16 protein-coding genes are annotated in these 20,941 nt (G+C 37.4%); 8 read left to right on the top strand and 8 right to left on the bottom strand.

The features are described 5' to 3' along the window. Window positions 1-71: 71 nt before the first annotated feature. From AC2CGN_RS12095 to AC2CGN_RS12120, 6 genes are all read right to left on the bottom strand, one after another. Entirely contained in the window at window positions 72-2,264 is a 2,193-nt protein-coding gene (locus tag AC2CGN_RS12095; RefSeq protein WP_484514047.1) for a DNA topoisomerase III, read from the bottom strand. A gap of 312 nt (window positions 2,265-2,576) precedes the next feature. Further along, a complete protein-coding gene (locus AC2CGN_RS12100; RefSeq protein ID WP_484514049.1) occupies window positions 2,577-3,647 on the bottom strand; it encodes a glycosyltransferase family 2 protein in 1,071 nt (356 codons plus the stop codon). An 836-nt stretch (window positions 3,648-4,483) separates the two neighbouring features. After that, complete coding sequence (locus AC2CGN_RS12105) at window positions 4,484-5,236, bottom strand: hypothetical protein (RefSeq protein ID WP_429980153.1); 753 nt, start codon at window positions 5,234-5,236, stop codon at window positions 4,484-4,486. A gap of 2 nt (window positions 5,237-5,238) precedes the next feature. Beyond that, window positions 5,239-9,021: a DEAD/DEAH box helicase gene (locus AC2CGN_RS12110; RefSeq protein ID WP_484514051.1), complete on the bottom strand. Its 3,783-nt coding sequence runs from the start codon at window positions 9,019-9,021 to the stop codon at window positions 5,239-5,241. Between the two features lie 308 nt (window positions 9,022-9,329). Continuing rightward, window positions 9,330-9,884 carry an NADPH-dependent FMN reductase gene (locus tag AC2CGN_RS12115; protein WP_429980151.1) on the bottom strand — a complete coding sequence of 185 codons (555 nt, stop codon included), beginning with the start codon at window positions 9,882-9,884 and terminating at the stop codon, window positions 9,330-9,332. A 142-nt stretch (window positions 9,885-10,026) separates the two neighbouring features. Continuing rightward, window positions 10,027-10,872: an NAD(P)H-binding protein gene (locus AC2CGN_RS12120; protein ID WP_286924110.1), complete on the bottom strand. Its 846-nt coding sequence runs from the start codon at window positions 10,870-10,872 to the stop codon at window positions 10,027-10,029. 234 nt (window positions 10,873-11,106) lie between these two features. Between AC2CGN_RS12120 and AC2CGN_RS12125 the strand changes: the two genes are divergently transcribed. From AC2CGN_RS12125 to AC2CGN_RS12145, 5 genes are all read left to right on the top strand, one after another. Further along, on the top strand, window positions 11,107-12,153 hold the full coding sequence (locus AC2CGN_RS12125) for a PseG/SpsG family protein (protein ID WP_429980150.1): 1,047 nt from the start codon (window positions 11,107-11,109) through the stop codon (window positions 12,151-12,153). Window positions 12,154-12,339: 186 nt separating this feature from the next. Further along, complete coding sequence (locus tag AC2CGN_RS12130; protein ID WP_429980149.1) at window positions 12,340-12,525, top strand: SE1832 family protein; 186 nt, start codon at window positions 12,340-12,342, stop codon at window positions 12,523-12,525. A gap of 34 nt (window positions 12,526-12,559) precedes the next feature. Continuing rightward, on the top strand, window positions 12,560-14,125 hold the full coding sequence (locus AC2CGN_RS12135) for an ABC-F family ATP-binding cassette domain-containing protein (RefSeq protein WP_484514054.1): 1,566 nt from the start codon (window positions 12,560-12,562) through the stop codon (window positions 14,123-14,125). A gap of 851 nt (window positions 14,126-14,976) precedes the next feature. Then, on the top strand, window positions 14,977-15,381 hold the full coding sequence (gene spx / locus AC2CGN_RS12140) for a transcriptional regulator Spx (protein WP_004225558.1): 405 nt from the start codon (window positions 14,977-14,979) through the stop codon (window positions 15,379-15,381). Window positions 15,382-15,403: 22 nt separating this feature from the next. Beyond that, window positions 15,404-15,850 carry a MarR family winged helix-turn-helix transcriptional regulator gene (locus tag AC2CGN_RS12145; RefSeq protein WP_054772073.1) on the top strand — a complete coding sequence of 149 codons (447 nt, stop codon included), beginning with the start codon at window positions 15,404-15,406 and terminating at the stop codon, window positions 15,848-15,850. A 127-nt stretch (window positions 15,851-15,977) separates the two neighbouring features. On the opposite strand, the gene AC2CGN_RS12150 is transcribed toward AC2CGN_RS12145, so the two are convergent. Further along, window positions 15,978-16,526 carry an RNA polymerase sigma factor gene (locus AC2CGN_RS12150; RefSeq protein ID WP_283870618.1) on the bottom strand — a complete coding sequence of 183 codons (549 nt, stop codon included), beginning with the start codon at window positions 16,524-16,526 and terminating at the stop codon, window positions 15,978-15,980. A 323-nt stretch (window positions 16,527-16,849) separates the two neighbouring features. Then, window positions 16,850-17,716, bottom strand: a complete 867-nt coding sequence (locus AC2CGN_RS12155; RefSeq protein WP_484514057.1) for a LysR substrate-binding domain-containing protein — start codon at window positions 17,714-17,716, stop codon at window positions 16,850-16,852. A gap of 132 nt (window positions 17,717-17,848) precedes the next feature. On the opposite strand from AC2CGN_RS12155, the gene AC2CGN_RS12160 reads away from it, so the two are divergent. The 3 genes from AC2CGN_RS12160 to AC2CGN_RS12170 all read left to right on the top strand — a co-directional run bounded on the left by AC2CGN_RS12160 (window position 17,849) and on the right by AC2CGN_RS12170 (window position 20,826). After that, window positions 17,849-19,030 carry a M24 family metallopeptidase gene (locus AC2CGN_RS12160; RefSeq protein ID WP_484514059.1) on the top strand — a complete coding sequence of 394 codons (1,182 nt, stop codon included), beginning with the start codon at window positions 17,849-17,851 and terminating at the stop codon, window positions 19,028-19,030. Between the two features lie 396 nt (window positions 19,031-19,426). Then, on the top strand, window positions 19,427-20,032 hold the full coding sequence (locus AC2CGN_RS12165) for a TetR/AcrR family transcriptional regulator (RefSeq protein ID WP_484514165.1): 606 nt from the start codon (window positions 19,427-19,429) through the stop codon (window positions 20,030-20,032). 137 nt (window positions 20,033-20,169) lie between these two features. Further along, the gene (locus AC2CGN_RS12170; RefSeq protein ID WP_484514061.1) at window positions 20,170-20,826 is read left to right on the top strand and encodes a DJ-1/PfpI family protein; all 657 of its coding nucleotides are present in this window, start codon (window positions 20,170-20,172) and stop codon (window positions 20,824-20,826) included. Window positions 20,827-20,941 lie beyond the last annotated feature (115 nt).

Consider the following 20,941-nt stretch of genomic DNA (forward strand, 5'->3'; position numbering starts at 1 on the left):
TTAAGTAATGAGAATGGCGTTGTGAGAAATTAGAAAAAGCAACAGTTTAACAAAACTGTTGCTTTTTAGAGTTATTCATCTAATTTTAAACCCTTTAACAAATCTGCGAATGCATTATTAAGTGGCTCAGCCTCTTTCTCTTGCTCCTTCAAATATTTCTGCACACTACGCTTATCGACTTTCCCGCCACCTTCTTTTTTACGACGGGCTTCAAAAGCTGATAATTTTTCACGATATCCACATTTACACACAAAAATTTGTCCTTCACCTTCACCACGAAGCTCTAGCTTTTTCTTACATTGTGGGCATCGTGCGTTTGTGACACGAGATACATTTTTCCGGTGGCCACACTCTCGATCTTGGCATACAAGCATTTTGCCCTTTTTACCATTAACCTCAAGCATTGGCTTACCACAATCGGGACAGGACTTTGTTGAAATATTGTCGTGCTTATATTTTTTAGCACTACCTTTTATTTCAGCTACAATTTCTTTTGTATGCTCTTTCATTTCATGAATGAACGCATCTTTTTTTAATTTCCCTTTGGCAATCAACTCAAGCTTTTGTTCCCAATCCGCTGTCGTAGCAGGAGAACGCAATTCTTCTGGCACTAGGTCTAGGAGCTGACGACCCTTAGAGGTGATATAAATTTCTTTCCCTCCACGCTTTTCAATTAAAAAAGAGTTGAAAAGCTTGTCAATTATATCTGCGCGTGTAGCAACCGTTCCTAGCCCACCTGTAGATTTTAACGTATCCGCTAGCTTCTTATCATGGGTATCCATATACTTCGTAGGATTTTCCATTGCTGATAATAATGTTGCCTCTGTAAAGCGTGCAGGTGGTTTTGTTTGACCTGATGTTTGGGCAATTAGCTTTGTTTTTAATACCTGCCCTTGCTCTAAACGAGGAAGAAGCTGCTCCTTAACATCATCAGTGGATTCATCATCATCAAATCGATTTTGATAAACCTCTTTCCAACCAGCATTTATTACTGTTTTTCCTCTAGCTATAAATTTTTCATTACCGATTTGGGCTTGTACCGTTAACTGCTCATATTCATGCGCTGGGAATAAGACAGCTAAAAATCTCTTTACTACTAAATCATAAATTTTACGCTCTTTATCATTGAATGTAGATAAATTTACATAGCCTTCAGTTGGAATAATGGCATGATGATCAGAAACTTTACTATCATCTACAAACGATTTATTCGCTTTAATTGGCTTTGTTAAGATTTTATTAGTTAATGAACGATATTCACCAATGCCACATTCTTTGAGACGCTCTGGCAGTGTGCCTACAAGATCAGATGATAAATAACGTGAATCTGTACGAGGATATGTCAGTACCTTATGAGATTCATAGAGCTTTTGCATAATATTTAATGTTTCTTTTGCCGAATAGCCAAATAATTTATTGGCATCACGCTGTAATTCTGTTAAATCATAAAGCCCTGGGGCAAATGATTTTTTAGGCTTGCGGTCAAGTGCAACAATCTTTGCATCCTGGCTGCCTAATGCTTTGACAATAACGTCCGTTTTTTCTTTATTAAAGCTACGTGAATTGCCGTTTGCGTCTTGCCAAGTAAGCTTTAAGGAATCTGTTTGTGCTTCAATACCATAATACGTTTGTGGTTTGAAGTTTTTAATTTCATCTTCACGTGCAGCAATAATTGCCACAGTTGGAGTTTGTACGCGACCACAGTTCAACTGTGCATTAAATCTTGTAGTTAACGCACGAGTTGCATTTAAACCAATGTACCAATCAGCCTCCGAACGGGCAACAGCAGCAGCGTATAAATTATCATAGTTGTTACCCGGCTTTAAATTGGCAAATCCCTCTTTGATAGCTTTATCTGTGACAGATGAAATCCATAGTCGTTTCATAGGCTTTTTCACATTTGCTTTTGCAATAATCCAGCGGGCTACTAATTCACCTTCACGTCCAGCATCTGTTGCAATAATAATTTCTTTTACATCATTACGATTTAATTGTGACTTTACAGCATTATATTGCTTTCCTGATTGCTTAATAACTGTTAAGCGAAGCCGTTCTGGCAGCATAGGTAAGTCTTTCAAGTTCCATGTTTTATATTTCACATCGTAGCTTTCAGGATCTGCTAGTGTTACTAAATGACCAAGTGCCCAAGTTACAATATATTTATCTCCCTCTAAAAATCCGTTTCCTTTTTTATGACACTTCAATACATTTGCTATATCGCGGGCTACTGAAGGTTTTTCTGCTAGTACTAAACTTTTAGCCAAATTGTAAACATCCTTTCGTCAATCATTGTGTTTAATATAGCACAAGAGCTTTACATTTTGTGATTTAAGAACACATTCAGGCATATGAATGTGTTCCTTTTCTACCCATCAAAAAATATTGCATACTCTAACTCTTCAAACATATGTTTAATTGACAGAATATTCTTTAATTCGAAAAGGAGATGGTTAGATGGAAGCACGAAATTTTAGACCTCGAAATGTCATTTTTATGACTGTTGTTGTTTTTATTGCCGTGTTAATTGGCCATGGTATTTATATTCATTTTATTGATGTTCCTTTCCCTTAAGTTCATTATTTTTTTAATTGCTTAAGCAAGTACTTTCGATTGTCGAGTATACGAGGGTCATTCGGTTTGAATTGACGGGCTAACTCATTATGTTGATGTGCATTTTCATAAAGATGCAAGCGATTGTACAGCAGGCTTAGCTGTAAATGAGGAAGCCATGTAGAAAAAACAGGCTTATGAATACTAAATAACGGTTCGGAAGGCTGCTGCAAGGCTTGTGAGTACCAATAAATGGCCTCTTTATTTTTAAATTGCTCCATAAAAAATTGACCCATTCGACAGCATGTTTCTGGTCTTGGTCGATCATACAGTAATGATTGCACAATAACTTGATTCGCTTGTTTGACATCATGAAGCTCCTGATAGCAATCTGCTAAACTTAAGCAAGCCTGAATTTTATCGTCAGCAGAGCCTGTTACAGAATCTAGGAAACGATGATATTGATTAATCGCTTCTAAAAAACGCTGATGGTTTTTTAACTCATTGGCATAATGAAACGTATCTCTAGCTGAAAATGAATACCCTTCATTCTTTAAACGTTCATAAATACGAATATTACGATGAACATCTCTTTTTAAAGGTAAATGTGTCACCGCTATATCGCTATGATAAAGCTGGCCCGATACTTCTAAATATTCGTGAACAGCTCCATACCATTGAAAATGACATTGCCGTTTTACTAGACGATATCTTTTTTCACGTGACTCTACACTGCCATCAGCATCCAGTGCTATATCATAATCCATAGAAACAGCATCGACATTAGGATACAAAGAATGTTTAAGCTGCAGTAGCTTTTGTTGATGCTCTCTTGTTATCACATCATCTGCATCAAGCCAAAGGATATAATCTTTCGTAGCCTGCTGAAAGGAAAAGTTTCGTGCCCTCGCAAAATCATCACACCATATAAAATCATAAATACGTGAGGTATAGTTTTGGACGATATCTTTTGTACGATCAGTCGATCCCGTATCAATAATATTGATTTCATTCACTACATGCTGAACAGAATCTAGGCATCTTTCAATAATACATTCCTCGTTTTTAACAATCATACATAAACTAATCGTAAACATCTGTCCCCTCCCTTTATTTGTAGTAATATATGCAGACTTATCAATTTATCGAGACATTTTTTCAATTTATCACCCTATTTTTTGCTTTTATCACCTTTCTCTAAAAGCAAAAAACTAAATGGTCAAGGGACTCTTTGTGAATATTTAGTCAAAATGAAGGTGATTTCCGTTCCAGGCTACTCGCTTTCCAGTGGGCGAGCGACGAGCCGCTTCCTGCGCTGACGCTCCGTGCAGGGTCTCGTCTGTCTCACTATCCCACGGGAGTCGAGTAGCCTTGCACTCCAATCTGTAATAGTATAGAACTTTAAATATTTTCTTCCCTCAAAAGTAAAGTAAAAGCATATTATTTACCATCATTAAATGGATAGAATAGTGGTACAATTCTATAGTGCTACATTTTAAATATAAAACTACTTTGTCACTAAACATAAAGCCACTTACTGCTGTCGTATAGAAAAATGTTATCAAAGCTTCATTTTTGCACAAAATAGTGATGGTTAAGACTTCAATTTATCACTATACATTTATGTGAAATGCCAATGAAAATACTATGAGCAATGGTTGATTGGAGTGTAGACTGAGTGACTCCTTGGGGATCACAGCGTCACAGATGAGACCCTGGAGCGAGCAGTGAAGCGACTCATCGGACGCCCCCAGGAAGCTCTGCTCTGCGCGAAAGCGAAGCGTCAGCGGCAAAGCACTCAGTCGGAACGGAGATCAACCCCTCGTTTTGAAAAAGGGCTATACTTTTTAATTTGTCACCTTGATTTCATTGACATAATAATATTTCAACAACATGAGCAAAAAACGAACGCTCATCACGTTCGTTTTTTGTCTTATAAATATTTTTCACGCCACCGTAGCTGTTCTTTTTCTGTAAGCTGTTGTTCAAGGTCCTGATCCCATTGATGCATTAGGGTGTTCCAAACACGCGCAAACAGAATATCCTGCTCTTTATCATAAAGAACAAATTCAAGGCATGGAATATCATTAATTTGCTTCGCATCTGCTTGAACAATTTTTGAGATTATTTTTTGAGAGATACCAGCTTCTTCGCCATCCTCTTGCTGAAGTGCTGCTATTAATGTAGCTTCTTCAAAATGCTCCTTCTGCTCTGCCTCTTTATTCACATAGCGATATAGCTCTGGTAACTCTTCGTACTCCTCCATACGATCCACGTCAACAGCAAGAAACGCGAGATGGCATGGACTATAATATAAGGTAGCCGTCTCTAGCTCTAGCTCCTCCTCAAAAATGCCACGCTCCAGTTGCTGCTGTCCTTTGGATGTTAATTGATAAAAGCCTTCCTGCTTGTCAATTAAATTGACTCTAGACATTAATGACACTAAATCCGCTATGAATAATGGGTCAACAAGTAATAGCTCACTTAGCTCCTGTGCACTACTAAAATTCGCTTCCCGTATGCTAGTTAATAGCATGGTCATTAAAACATCCATTGTCGAGCGACGAACAGGTTCATACGTCACTTCTACTGTGCGGATTGGAATACACCACTCATCCGTTTTAACAATTTTAATCATTCGATTTTGTTGAAGTTCACGCAATAAGCGTTGCTGTAATTTTGACAAATCTACATCACCTGTCCTTCATGATTACGCAAGCCATTATAGGATTTTACTGTATTTAAGAGATTGCTATACATTTCTCGCGTATCCTGATGCTTGGCACGTTTCGCAAACATATCAGCACTTCCAACAAGCAATAATAGCTCTCGCGCACGAGATAAGGCGACGTTTAAACGGCGATAATCTCTTGCAAAGCCAATGTCTCCTCCTTTAGATGTATTACGGACCATACTCACTAATATGACATCCATCTCCATCCCTTGGAACTTATCGACAGTCCCTGTTCTAAATTGTAGATGAGATAATTGTAATTCCTGCTGAAGAAGACGATTTATTTTCTTAACCTGCTCACCATAGAAACTAATGACACCAACGCTTTTTTGTGCATCTTGTGGCATTCGACCAGCCTCTTTTGCTGCAATAACAGCATCATTTAAATCTATTAAAATACGCCGGATAGTTTGTATTTCCCCCTCATTGAAGCGACTCGTCCCACCCTTTACCTGTTCCTCTAGATAAGGTTTCTCGGTAGGAATATCAATCCACAACAAATGGTCATCTCGGCTAACGAACTGACCTTCTAAGCAATGATCGCGTGCAGCATCGGAATCTGGTAAACCACATTGTAAGCCATTCTCTTCCTTTGCATAAAACGGTGTGATACTATGCATAATTTTTTCATGCATACGATACTGCAATGCAAGCATTTGTTTATGAGTATGAGGCAGATTATTAAATAAACGTTCAAATAAGGATTCACGTAGCAAGTTCTTTAATTCCTGTGCACCCTCAAAGTTTGGATTTTCATCCAGCATTGTCTTTAAGGTTTCCTCTAATGTATCATCTCCAAGTAATGGTGGTAGCTGATGATGATCACCCACTAAGATAATCTTCTTCCCCTTTAGCATTGGTAATAAAAGTTCTGGTGGTGTTGCCTTGGATACTTCATCGATTATAACCACATCAAATGTAGGATAGTTTTCCATAAACTCCTTACTAGCCGAAGCTACGCATGTTGTACCTATAACATTAGCATGACGTACATATAATTTACGAATTTCATCTAAATCATATTCAGTAGCGTTTTGTAGCTTATCTCTCCATTGCTCCTGTAATTTTTTCCGAAGAGGTAGCTGCTGTTCCTTACGTTGCATTTCCTCTAAAGCTGTTTGAGAAGATTTAATCGCTACCTCTACTTCCTCATAAGTACGCTCTGGTGTTGATTGAAGGAGCTTAGTGCAAGCAGTGAGTTGCTTTTCCTTCTTTAATCCATCAATATTTATTTCCTTTATGCTTTCGTCTATTTGTAAAAGCTGCTGTTCAACTTCTTGTAAGCTAGTTTGTGCTGTTTGAAGTATTGCCTTCTTTGGTAGGAGCTGTAAATTTGCCTGCTCAACTGCTTCTAGCTGCTTTTGCGCGGTCTGAAGGGAGGACTTTGATTGCGATATAAGTATTTTCAACTGCTCTACAGATTCCTCCGGTTCACCATCAATTTGGAATGTCTCAGCTAGCTGCTGGAGTCGTTCTGTATGCTGCAAAAATGGCTGCAATTGTCTCTGTAAGCTTTGAACGTCAAAGCTCGTAATGGCACATTCTTGATGAATTAAAGAGCTAATACTTTTACGCAGCAATTCAAATTCTTGATCCTTATGCTGCTGTTGCTGCTTGAGGGCAACACCTTTTTGCCAGACAAAATCGCGACGCATATACAGTCCCAGCAAATAGCTTTCAAGCTGCTCAGCTGATGGTGATTGCCCATCTTGAAAGGCTTGATTAAGCTGCGCAAAGACGCCTGTTAAATTTTGCAATGAAAACGACTGAACTGGCTGTACTCTACTTTTAGCAAGCGCACGTTCTCTAGCATCATCTGCAAGTAATGACTCAAGCTTCGCAATGGCCTTTTGTAGTCGCGTATTAATGGTTGCCCATGCCTTTAAATCTTTAGCATCCTCTAAATGACGGATCCTTTCTATTTGCTGTGATAGTACATAGGATGGTTGTATTTGATAATGCTGTAAAAAACGCTGAATTAGCTCATAGGAAAGTAAAGTACCAATATATTTTTGAGCTTCCTTCATTAAATGCAGTCGATCGCTTTCTTCCTCATATTTCACTTGAATATCCTTAAACTGGTAAGCTAACTGTTGCTTTTGTTCTTGTAGCTCCTTATATTGGGCAGCAGCTTCTAGTTTCTCAATCTTTTGAGTAGCCTCTTTTACCATATTCTGTAGCTGCTCAGCCGATGGATTTTCAGTAAGAACCTGTTCAAGCGACTTTACAGTAGGCTCAATTTGCGCCAGTTGTTTTTCGTAATGCCCTTTTTGCGCCTCACATTCCTGCTGATCTGCTTTTGTTGCCTTTAATTCCTTTTTTAATGCTTGAATTTCCTGCTGTAAAATGGGCTCATCTATTGCAGCCTGCTCTTTTGACGCAATCTCTTTTGTCAGTTCCTCAAGCCATACCTTCAATTTGTCCTGTTCTTCATAAGCCTTGATTATGCTTGCCTTTAGCTCCTGTTCACGCTCTGTAAAGGATAAAATTTCCTCTTTAACCGCTGCTAGAGTTTGCTCACGCCAATGGAGGGCAACATTTTCCTCTATAAATTTTTTACCTTCTTCTTCAATGCTTTCTGTTCTACCATAGCGTAAAATTCGAATTTCCTGATTGGAAAGAAGGCGGCCTAGTGCATTATCAACCGCTAAATTCGATTGAGAAGCAACAAGTGTTTTTAAACCCGCCTTGACATTTTGCTGACAAATTTCAGATATAACAGTAGTCTTTCCGGTTCCAGGAGGTCCCTGAATTACGTACAAATCTTCAACAGACAATGCCCCTAAGACAGCTCGTTGCTGATATTCATTTAAATGGTTATGAAAAGCGATATCCTCGGGTAGCTTTGCTGCTCGTACAGTTGGACGTCTTTCAAATAGGATTGTTTCTAGATGAGGATTAACCGCCTCGCCCTTTTCAAGCTTTGTAAAACCATTGCGTAATCGTCTTATTTGACTCAATGTAGCAAAATTACTAAAGCTTGCCTGCTTAGAACGTAAATGAAGCTGATTTTTACGAGCTAAATCCTGTACAAAAGGCTTTAGGTCAATTTCTACTGTTTGTTTACCTGCATTTGTTTTTAATACTTGTCCAATTTCACCACGAACTCCTTGAATGCTAACACTTAAACCTTCAAGCTGCTTCCATTCCTTAGACTTTATATAAGGGCATACAATCGTAAGCCTTGTAAAATCTTCATTAAAATAGCTTTGTTTAAATTCTGTATGAATATCATCAATCGTTGCATCTCGTTCTTGAATTTTTAAATAGCCTTCCCAGCTCGAAATACGTTTTTTCACATATTCTGTGCGTTCCTCAGCGATCGGTAGCTCTCTAATCTTTGTATGAAGCTCAAGTGGAATGCCTGCACCATTATTGGGCTTTGTAATAAATTGTAATGCTGCTGGCAAACGTCGATTGGTATTAATCGGGCCATGCATATGGACAAAACGAATATTTGTAGCTAACAGGCCCTCCACCTTTAACACACAATCCATAATGGCTGTTTTTTTTGCTAGAACTTCGTTTAGTTTTTCATTATGCTCAGCATTAAAATAAACGGATAAAAACGTTTCGCCTATCGTTTTAGCTTTACGCTTTTCTATGTACACGGTAAAAGATTTTTGTAACGCAAAAAAGGCATGCTCATTTGCCGAGCATTCCTCTACCGCTTCCTTGGCCTTATTCGTCAAAATAAGATTACAGCGTTGCTTTTCTAGTAAAGCGATGTCCTGCATGAGCAGCCCTCCTTTCCGATTGCTAAAATCCTATTTTATCACAATGAAAAAGGATACTTAAAAAGAAAAATCCCCTGCATAGTGATTTTCTTCCACCATGCAAGGGATCAATTTCGCCTTGGCGTAATTGCGTCCGGATTTTGAATTGTGCCCGCACAATTCATTCCTTTTAAAATCCGTGACATCCGCCGGGGGCCTTATCTTCATTCAGTAGGTGTTTGGACACCCACTGAAAAGGAACCAATACCGCATTCATCTCACCACCTGTAGAGGTAGGAGTCTTCTGCTGGATGAAGATAAAGCTTCTCTTAATGTTGGTCAATTGTTTCCTTTGGCAATGTTTTGCTCATTTCACAATACTGAACAAACACACGAGCTAGCTCACGTAAACGATTATGAACATCCTCATCTATAATATGATTGTCTGCATCAAAATGAGATGTATGTGTGTATACATAGTTAGGTGTAACAAGTGCACGGAAGTAGTCTAAAATTGGCTTTAATTGATTTTCTACTACTAAATGATGTTGATAAGTACCACCATTTGCTACGATTGACACTGGCTTATAGCGCATTGTTTTCGGATGTAAGAAATCAAAGGCATTCTTCAAAACACCTGGAATTGATGCTTGGAAAATGGGGGTGGCGATAATATACGCATCCGCTTCCTCAAATTTCTGAATCATGCTCTTCATATCATCATTTAACGGTGAACCGTCAACAATTTGATGCTTATATTGACTAAAATGCATAATTTCTAAATCGAAATTAGCATTTAATTCCTTAATATACTGCTCCACCTGCTCTAAAATAGCACCTGTTTTACGACCAAACATTGTGCCATCAACGAGTAAAATTTTCATGTTCACTTTGCCTCCACAGTCATCTTCTACAATAATATTGTAACAAATGAATAAAGGCACGAAAAGCAGCGCAATAGCGAAACCTGCAAATTCAGTCTTTAGGCGGAACGCAATTACCCTCGATTTGTTTGAGATGGCATTTTTATTCATCCTCTCTATGATGAAAATTTACTTCCCTATCTATAACAGTTTCCTCAATTTTATATTTATCCCGATTTATGATGACTTCTCGGTTTACTTTATTGCCTTCATCAATTTCAGAAGATAGTTTGTGTTTTTCCCAATTAAATAAATTCTCTCGCGAAACATCCTCTTCCTTTATTTCTGGGAAATCTAGCGTCGCTAACTCTTGAGATTGATAAATAGCTACAGGCTGTTTCTTACCATGCAGTGCAATAACAATCATCGCCTTTGCAACTTGTGAGGCATCAATTGCCCTGGAACGTTTAAGCGGTCCCACTAATAGAGGTTTGGCCACCTTTAACACTTTCTCACCGGCCTTTTCACCCAAGCGAAATTCCTCTCGCTCACCCACTAATAATGACGGGCGTATAATTGAAAGTCTCTGTAAGCCTAGCTCTATCAAATCATGCTCTAGCTTACCTTTTACACGATTATAGTAAAATGGAGAGCCCTCATTTGCCCCCATCGCTGTAATTACAAGCATATGAGGGATACCCCGTTTTTTTGCTAATGAGGCGATAGCCAGCGGGTATTCAAAATCAACTTTTTCGAACATTTCACGAGAACCTGCTTTTTTTATCGTTGTCCCAAGACAACAATACAATTCATGTGCAAATTCTATATCCTTTTCCTCTAAAGTATCGAAATCACGGATTTTCACTTCAAGCTTTGGATGTTTAAACTCGGGCTTTCTTCGTGCAATTACTAAAACTGAAACATACTCATCATTTTCACATAATTGTTCCACAAGAGAGGTACCAGTTAAACCTGTAGCCCCTACGACAATTGCAGCACGCATTCCCATTGGATGTACCCCCTTCACATTAGTATATCTAACAAAACAATTCTATTAAGCTTCCTACTTTATTTATCGGTAAATGAAGCGTTTTTTATCACAAACTTTTTTAGATGAGAAAGCTCTAACTAAGGCTATTAGATTGAAAGAATTCATATTCTACATAATCTAATCCTAATTTTTACACATACTTGCCCTTCACTCGCCATAATTTAAATAGACAGATGAAAGGATGGGATACATTTGCAAAACGAAACTCAAGCAACAGAACTGAAAAAGACGATTGTTTTCATTATTGAAAGCTGTATTGATAAAGGGCTGTATCCTTTTGAACGGGTTGCAACGTTAGCCAAGTTATTTACAAATGAAAAAGTTCTCATATTTGTAAAAACCCCTTCAAATGATGGGATTCAAATTTTAATGCATGAAAACCTTTCTCCAATGCTATTCGACCATTTCGATGAACTATCTAAGCAAATAAAGGAGCTACAACCAGATTTAATTGTAAGGGATGGCCGTAACTCCGAAAGCTGGCAAGTAGAGAATTTACGTCCATACTGCAAAACTATAATTCACTTTGATGATTTTGGTGATGGTGGTCAAGCCTGCGACTGTGTTTTACTAGCACTCTATCAAGAAGTAAGAGATTACTTACCATCACATTATATAGGTGGCAGCTTTGTTTATGCAGTACCTGAAGCATATCAGAATTTCAACGATATTCCAGAAAGTAAAACGCCTGAAGACCCACCTCATATCGTTGTTGCCTTTGAGGATGGGGACGAGCATAACCTTACCTACCGCACTCTTCGACACTTAACACAGCTACAAATTCCACTACAAATTACCGTGATGATTGATGATAGCTATCGACATGCAATCGAGGATTTGCAAATGATGGTGCTCAGTCGTCGCAACACAGCTATCCTTCGTGATAAAAATGCACTCCTAAAACTACTACCAAAGGCTGACGTTATTATTTGTAATGCCAATTACACACCTTATAAAATCGCCTCGTATGGCGTTCCTTGTATTACCCTTGCACAGACAGAGGCCGAACTTCTGCATGCATTTCCTCGCGAACAGAACGGCTTTATTCATCTTGGTCTTGGCCGCAAAATGAAGCAATCACAAATTCAAAATGCTGTCATGGAGTTCCTATTACATGAAGCCCGAAGTGAAAGAGCTGTCAAAAAGCAACGACAACTCAATCTAGTCAGTAACAATGAAACATTGCATTCCATGCTATTGGACTTCGCCTACGATCGACATAATATCGCTTCAACTTAGTGCTACTTTGAAGGTGAATATGATACAATATATTAGAATTTTTCACTTTTGTGCTAGTATAGCATTTGTGATGTCAAACATGATACGTACCCAATTGATTTTAACGAATAAGCGGTGGGGGATGGGAAAAGCCTCCATCGCTTTTATACGCATTCGCAATACAAATATGAAAAAGGAGCAATCATCATGCCAACAAAAAGCGATATTGAATACCAAATTAAAGAGCTAAAAATGGACTATATAAATTTACAGGGTGACATTGAAAAGCTTGAATCCACTGGTCATAATGATCAGGTGGCAAAAGCAGAGCAACGCCTTGCGAATATGGAAGTAAAACTTGCAGAGTTAAATAAACAATTAGCAGAACTTTAAGAGATAAACAGGATAAATAGTTGGAGGAACATATATGGCAATATTAACAGTTGAAAATTTAGGTCATTCATTCGGTGACCGTACTCTCTTTAAGGATGTATCCTTTCGCTTAGTAGAAGGGGATCATATTGGACTTGTAGGAGCAAACGGTGTTGGTAAGTCTACATTAATGGGTATCATTACGGGCCAAACAATTCACGATACTGGCAAGGTAGAATGGCTACCAGGAACCCATTATGGTTATTTAGATCAGCATACTGTTCTGACGGCTGGACGTACTATGCGCGATGTATTACGTGATGCCTTTCTTCCTTTATATAAAAAAGAAGAAGAACTAAATGACATTACAGGAAAAATGGCTGACGCAACACCGGAAGAATTAGAAGTGTTATTAGAGCAAATGGCTGAGGTACAGGATGCTCTTGACGCAGGTGATTTTTATACGCTTGATATGAAAATTGAAGAGGTTGCACGAGGCCTAGGTCTTGACGCCATCGGATTAGAGCGTGATGTGGCGGCTCTTTCTGGTGGACAACGTACAAAGGTTTTACTAGCAAAGCTTTTATTAGAAAAACCCAAAGTTTTATTATTAGACGAGCCGACGAACTATTTGGATGAAGAGCATATTTCATGGTTGAAAATCTATTTAAAGAATTATCCACATGCATTCTTATTAATTTCGCACGATACTGAGTTTATGAATGAAACAGTTGATGTAATTTTCCAGTTAGAATTTTCAAAATTAACTCGCTATACAGCAACCTACGAAAAATTTCTAGAGCTTGCTGAAATTAATAAACGTCAGCATATTGAGGCTTATGAAAAGCAGCAAGAGTTCATTAAAAAACAAGAGGATTTCATTGCAAAAAATAAAGCACGCTATTCAACGACAGGTCGTGCAAAATCTCGTGCAAAACAGCTCGATCGTTTAGAACGTATTGATCGTCCTGAAACTGCAGTAAAACCTGAATTCGGCTTTAAAGAGGCACGTTCCTCAAGTCGCTATGTGGTGGAGGCTGAAAACCTAGTGATTGGCTATGACAAGGAAAAGCCATTACTTCCCCCACTAACTTTCAATATTGAGCGCGGTGAAAAAATCGCGCTTGTCGGGATGAATGGTGTAGGGAAATCTACATTGTTAAAAACAATGCTTGGTAAAATCAATCCACTTAATGGAAAGGTAGTTCGTGGGGATTACCTTTATCCTTCCTACTTTGAACAGGAGGTAAAGGCTGATAAAATTACGCCAATCGATGATGTTTGGAATGCCTTCCCTTCAATGGAGCAAGCCCAGGTGCGAGCAGCATTAGCACGCGCTGGACTAAAAACGGAGCATATTACACGCCCACTGAACTCTTTATCTGGTGGTGAGCAAGCCAAAGTACGCTTATGTAAGCTAATGATGGAAGAAGCAAACTGGCTAGTATTTGACGAACCAACAAACCACTTAGATGTTGATGCAAAAGACGAATTAAAACGTGCCATGAAAGACTTTAAAGGGACAATCGTACTCGTTAGCCATGAACCTGATTTTTATGAAGGTCTCGCAACTAAAGTATGGAACGTCCAAGATTGGTTTACTTCAGGACAACAAAGCTAATTTAAATTGGGGCAATTCCAGTGTGATGTACCTATCACTTGGGACTGCCTCTTTTATTTGATTGAGAAGTTGTTGAGCGGCTGACCTGAGCGCTTTCTTCGGCTACCCGAGCAGTTTCTCTGCCTACCTGAGCGACTTATTCCCCCACCTGAGCAAATCTTACGCTTACCTGAGCGCTTTCTTCGGCTACCCGAGCGGTTACTCTGCCTACCTGAGCGACTTACTCTCACCCGAGCTAATCTTCCGCTTACCTGAGCAGTCTCTTCGGCTACCTGAGCGACTTTCTCCCCCACCTGAGCAAATCTTACGCTTACCTGAGCAATTTCTTCAGCTACCCAGCGGTTCCCCTATTCACCTGAGCGACTTTCTCCCTCACCCGAGCTAATCTTCCGCTTACCTGAGCGCTTTCTTCGGCTACCCGAGCGGTTACTCTGCCTACCTGAGCATTTCCCTATTACCACAACGTCTCAATATCCCAAAAATCCAAATTGATATATTTTTTATGCATAAACGCCAATATTTCATCATAATATAATCAGTGGAATAGCAACTATAGCACTTCCTTTAAATCAGACTATCGTGCTATCTATTAGATTTACTTTCTACATTCTATAATCTTCATATATGTGTATTGGATAAACTTACATCATTGTAAGCTGAATTTACGAAACTTTTCGTTCTTTTCTGCGTATACTTTAATATAGTTGAAAAAATAGCATTTTTCTATGAAGTTTTTTTAATTAACTATTGATTTATATATAGCTTACTAGTAAGATATATGTATAACCTATTTAACTTACTAATAAGATATTTATAAAATATAATCTAAAAAAGAAAGCGAGGAATGAAGAATGACAGTTACAATTTACTCACAAGCGAGCTGTTCTTCATCCAGAAAAGCACTTAAATGGTTAAAAGATCACAATATTGAATATAAAGAAAAACGTATCACTTCACATCCACTGACACTTGCAGAGTTCAAAGAAATTTTAAGTATGACAGAAGATGGAACAGACGAAATTATTGCAACAAACTCAAATGATTTTAAAAATTTAAATATTGATATTGATCAACTTTCAATTCAAGAGCTATTTGCTATTATCCAAGCTCATCCAAGAATGCTACGTAGCCCAATCATAATTGATGAAAAACGTATTCAAGTTGGATACAATGAAATGGACATCCGTCGTTTTATTCCACGTAAAGTACGTGCTTACGAATTAAATGCGATGACAAGATTGGCACAAGAAAGTTAAAACAGTTTTGGAGATGACCTATATGGATCAAGAAAAACAGAAAGCCATTACCTCGTTGTTTGAAGTTGTATTTTCCATTGAGCGTAAGTGGGCGAACGAGTGGAATAATCATAATGTACTCGGCTTTTCAAAATCCCATATTTTAATTTTAGACTATTTATCGCAGGAGGGTCCAAAACGCCCTTCTGCCATTGCTGATCGCTTAAAAGTGACGACAGGTGGTGTCACTGTTTTAACAAGTAAGCTAATTAATGCTGGCTTTATTGAAAAAACACAGCACGCTACAGATAGACGAGCCTCACAATTAGTGATTACTACGGAAGGCGAAAATATTTTAAAGGAATCCCGCCAACAAGTAAGTGAAATTATCAACAATATGTTCGGTATGCTCTCAGCTGAGGAGGTTCAAACGCTACGTGATATTTTTGCTAAATGCTTACTTGAGTTTGATCCAAATCGACAGGAATGACCTTTATCAAATTTATAAAATATAAAAAGGATGCATCGCAAAATCATTTTTGCAATGCATCCCTTTTTAATTTAGCCGTTCGAATACTTCCGTCTAAGTAATTGCGCTTTGCGGCCAATTCATACTATTATGCTGGCAGCACAGCTTCTACAATTGATACATCAGACATTAGCATTTCTTTTAAACGAGCTTTAGCACGGAATAAACGAGATTTTACAGTTCCAATGGAAACTTTCATAATCGTAGAGATTTCAGCAAGTGAATATTGGTCTATGTAGAAATACCATAACGTTTTTCGATAGATTGCATCTAATTGCTCCATTTTATCCTGTACTAATTTTGTAACGATATCTTTTTCAATTTTTTCTTCAGTTGAAATATCATTGTTGGGAACCAAATCTAAAATCGGAACGTCTAATGTTTCAGGTTGGTTCATCATGTATTTACTACGTCGTACTTTTTTGCGGTAGCGATCTCTAAATGTATTCATCGTGATTGTTGTCAGCCAAGCTTTAATATGTTCCACCTCGGCCACGCTATCCTCATAACGAACAACCTTTACCCAAACTTCTTGCATTAAATCTTCAGCTTCTACATTATTGCGAGTAAGTTTTAAACATAAATGGTATATGTAACGATTAAATTCCTCATATACGCCTTCTAATTTTTCATTCATTGTGTATTCCTCCGCTTCTTGTTCTTGCTTCTATACACATTCTCGCAAAATAATGTATTACACTCTATCGTATTGGCTTTCAATTTCATTACAATCATGTAAGCTTAGATACTATCACTTGTAATATTCGTAAAAATTGTTTTACTACTATATTTCTTATCCCTAAATAACCGTTTTATCATGCCATTCCTCCCTATTTTTTACTTTATTTTCAATAGTATTCGTGTAAATCAGTATTTTTATTTTTCTGTTATTTTTTAGAAATAAAATGAAACTGCCGTACCTTAATAGCACATGAGCAGTTTCATTTATGAATTGTGCCTCTACATTACAATATACTTTGTTAAAAATGAGAGGAATTTTTTTAGTGCAACGGCTTGATTTTGTTGTCTCCATGCAACAAATATTTCGATTGAGAGTGTAAGATCCTCCACTTTTTTGGAAATCACTTCACTATATGGTTGGATAGTTGATGGTGTTAAGGTAATGCCCAAACCAGCAGAAACCAACGTCACAACAGTATGAAGATCATGAGCATGTATCGTAATATTCGGCTTAAATCCTGCATTTTGAAAAATTTCAATAAACCTATCATAATACAATGCACCAGCAGATCTAGTGGTCATAATAAATGATTCTTGTTCTAATTCATGCATATATAGTGAGGGTTTAAAAGCTAAAGGGTGAGATTTAGGCATAACCAGCATAAAAGGACATCGTTTTAAAAATTCAGTTTTTATTTCTTCATTATGAATTGGTGAAGTAACTAATCCGATATCTATTTTCTTTTCATGTAATGCTTTTATCTGCTCAGCTGTTGTCATTTGCTGTAATACAATCGAAACAGAAGGATATAAATCAGTATACGTATGAATGGCTGGCACAATATCCTGAGCTGTACCAGTAAAGCCAATTACCAATTCTTCTTTACTTTCCATTGCTCTAGCTGCAGTACAGGCTTGATCGACCTGATCAAGTATTTGATAGGCTTTTTTCAGAAATACTTCCCCTGCGTTCGTTAAGGCAACATATCGTTTTGTTCGATGAAACAAGCGTGCACCTATCTCCTCCTCCAATTCCTTAATTTGTCTACTAAGAGGTGGTTGAGAGATATGTAAACGTTCTGCTGCACGACTAAAATTTAATTCTTCTGCAAGTACAATAAAATACCTTATATGTCTAAGCTCCACTATCATGCCTCCTCCCCCATATCGTAATACCCTATAAGTATTAAAACAATCTATTCTATGTATTTCTCAGAATGGTTTAAATTATTTACAATCAAGGAAAATCACGTTGAAGTTTTTAGGGAGGTAATTTTAGTGTTAGCAAAAGAATTAATGATGCGCATTAAACGATTACAAAATACAATGGAAAAACACTCTTTAGATTCATACATTATCACAGCTGAGGAAGATATTTGGTATTTTACAAACATCACCTTTAAGCCTGAAGAACGCCCATTTTTCATTATTATTTCATTAGATAGAAAGCCTGTCTTACTAGTTCCTAAATTAGAGGAAGCGCATGTTTATAAAGGACTGCTAGATTGTGAAATCGTTGCCTATTGGGATTATCCCTCACCCAACGGAAGCAATTGGTTCGATATTTTGCAACGGCTACTAAAAAATTATCATCATACAGGTATTGAGATGAATGTTAAAGCAGAAATCTATTTAAATATCGATACAAAAAATCTATGGGCAGGACATCTGGTTGCAGAACAGCGTCAAGTCAAAAGTATCTACGAACTAGAAAAAATAAGATTTAGTGCAAAACAATCTGATATGGCAATTGAGAAAATACTAGAGACCTCTTATAAAGTGGCGGGAGTTGTCGAATCCTTCTCCATTTCCAATGGTGTGCAAAAGCAATTAATTCGTTCACAACAATTTGATCCGATTACTACTTCACTTACCTCAATTGTGTGGCCAGCTCCATTAAGTTCAATGCCACATAGTATCCCATCAATAACTGATAAATTAGGTGAAGGTCCCCAGGTCTCCATGGCTTACTTTCGAATAAATGGCTATGCCTCAGAATGCGAGCGCACTTTTTTTCTAGCCCAGCCCTCAAAGGATGAACAAGAACTATTTCACCATATGGTGCAAGCCAGGGAGCAATCATTAAAAATAGTGAAGCCAGGCGTTAGAACTTCAGATATAGACTCAGAAGCCAGAAAATATTTTGATCGTTATGGATTGAAAAAAAATATGCTTCATAGAACAGGACATGGGATAGGTTTAAGTAACCACGAGGGTCCATTTATTGCTGAGGGAAGCACTGAAATTTTACGAGAAAATATGATTATTACCATTGAACCTGGCATTTATATCGAGGGAAAAGGTGGCTATAGGCATTCAGATACAATCTTAATAACAAATGATGGATATGAGCTATTAACACATGCTCCTATAGATTTAAATAGTTTAGTCATTGAAAAAAACAATATTCAATCTAAATTAAAAGGAAAAATAATACGAAAAGCCTTAAATTTGAATTAAGTTAGCAAGTACAGGAAAACACACTCACGTGGATTTAGCCATTTCACAACTGCTTATATCTACGTGAGAACCTCTAACTAATTTAACAGCCCCAAGCGAAAAGTAGCGACAATAATCTGCGTACGATTCCTTGCTTTTAGCTTGACATTAAACTACTACATTTCTCGTTACGAGTAAACTCCATCCATCCTGTTACATCTGGTAGATTACGCTTCATAAACAATGGAAGCTCTAAAAAAGAACTAGGTAAACAGCACATTAATTAAACACAGGGTCTGACTCTGGAATCTTATCAGGAATCTGGCCTTATTTTATTTCTATTATGTTGAAGTATCAGATTCTCCGATAACATTATGCTATACTGTTTAATTATCAGTGTGTAATGGAGGGCAATGAATAATGAAGGAAGACATAACTCGCGATTTGATTATCCAAACCTCACTTAAATTGTTTAATAAACAAGGCTACAATCTAACTTCTATACAAGATATTATGAATGCAACTGGATTACCAAAGGGAGCCATATATAGACGTTTTGAAAACAAAAATGAAATTGCTATTGCTTCTTTTAATTATTCTATGGAAATTATATGGGAGCATTATTTTAAAGCAACGCAATTTAAAACTTCGGCGACAGATAAATTAATAGCTATGTTTGAAATATATCAAGACGCTGTTTATAATCCCCCGGTAGATGGTGGATGCCCCCTTCTTAATACGGCTATTGAAAGTGATGATGGCTTCCAAGAACTTCATGAGTTGGCTGCAAAAGCCCATAAACAAACATTACTTTTTATACAATCTATTATTGAGGAAGGAATTAGCTCACAGGAATTTTGCCAAGATATAGATTCATATTCTTTAGCCTCTTTTTTATTTTCTACTTTAGAGGGTGCTATAATGGCAAGTCGTTTATCTTTAAATAATGAACATATGCTTCATAGTATCCGACATATAAAAATACTCCTACAAACCTACTCAATTAAGAATCAAGAGGTCTAAAACTCAATTCCTTTTGGTTCTTTTTTATTCTTCACGGAAATGTAACAATTATAAGATTGATAATATTAGTAAGAACATATAAGATTAATTCAGACCGGACGGTCCGGTCTGAATTAATCTTTAAGGAGAGATAAATGATGGAAGTTACAATTATGCTATACGATGGAATTACAGCATTAGATGCCATTGGACCTTATGAGGTATTTGCGGGTACACAGCAATGTAATGTGAAATTTGTTGCTAAAGAAAAAGGAATTATAAAGCTTGACTCTAAAATGGGTTATTTACATGCAGATTATAGTTTTTCGGAAATTACATCTGCTGATATTCTTGTCGTTCCTGGCTGTAGCCCACCTAACTACAAAAATCCAATGAATGACGAAGAAACATTAAACTGGATTCGTAAAATGCACGAGACTTCTAAATGGACAACATCTGTATGTAATGGTTCTCTGATTTTAGGTGCAGCTGGGTTACTAAATGATGTTAAGGCAACTAGTCATTGGGGCTCTTTTGACATCCTTCAATCACTTGGTGCAATTCCAACAGAAGAAAGAGTTGTTCGTCAGAGCAAAATAGTAACTGCAGCAGGAATCTCTTCAGGTATTGATATGGCTCTTCAATTAGTTGCCTGGGAATTTGGAGAGGATCTTAGTAAAGGAGTTCAATTAATTTTGGAATATGATCCACAGCCACCATTTGATACAGGATCAATAAAAAAAGCCCCAGCATCTTTAGTTGAAAATATTAAAATGCTTCTTCAAGAGCTTTCTGAGAAAGAGCCTAATATGTAAAATTTTAAGTGTGAAGTTTACTTTAAAACATTAATATGTGTTACGGATCCAGTATATCCTTCATAAATAAATGCTTAGGTTGCAAAGCAAAGTACAAAATTTAAGAATAATCCAT

The organism is Lysinibacillus sp. DFXJR4 (assembly GCF_057196045.1).

Coding starts and splice junctions, on each gene's coding strand:
- AC2CGN_RS12100 (WP_484514049.1), bottom strand. CDS start 3,647: ATGTTTACGATTAGTTTATGTATGATTGTTAAAAACGAGGAATGTATT.
- AC2CGN_RS12110 (WP_484514051.1), bottom strand. CDS start 9,021: ATGCAGGACATCGCTTTACTAGAAAAGCAACGCTGTAATCTTATTTTG.
- AC2CGN_RS12115 (WP_429980151.1), bottom strand. CDS start 9,884: ATGAAAATTTTACTCGTTGATGGCACAATGTTTGGTCGTAAAACAGGT.
- AC2CGN_RS12120 (WP_286924110.1), bottom strand. CDS start 10,872: ATGGGAATGCGTGCTGCAATTGTCGTAGGGGCTACAGGTTTAACTGGT.
- AC2CGN_RS12130 (WP_429980149.1), top strand. CDS start 12,340: ATGCCAACAAAAAGCGATATTGAATACCAAATTAAAGAGCTAAAAATG.
- AC2CGN_RS12135 (WP_484514054.1), top strand. CDS start 12,560: ATGGCAATATTAACAGTTGAAAATTTAGGTCATTCATTCGGTGACCGT.
- spx (WP_004225558.1), top strand. CDS start 14,977: ATGACAGTTACAATTTACTCACAAGCGAGCTGTTCTTCATCCAGAAAA.
- AC2CGN_RS12145 (WP_054772073.1), top strand. CDS start 15,404: ATGGATCAAGAAAAACAGAAAGCCATTACCTCGTTGTTTGAAGTTGTA.
- AC2CGN_RS12150 (WP_283870618.1), bottom strand. CDS start 16,526: ATGAATGAAAAATTAGAAGGCGTATATGAGGAATTTAATCGTTACATA.
- AC2CGN_RS12170 (WP_484514061.1), top strand. CDS start 20,170: ATGGAAGTTACAATTATGCTATACGATGGAATTACAGCATTAGATGCC.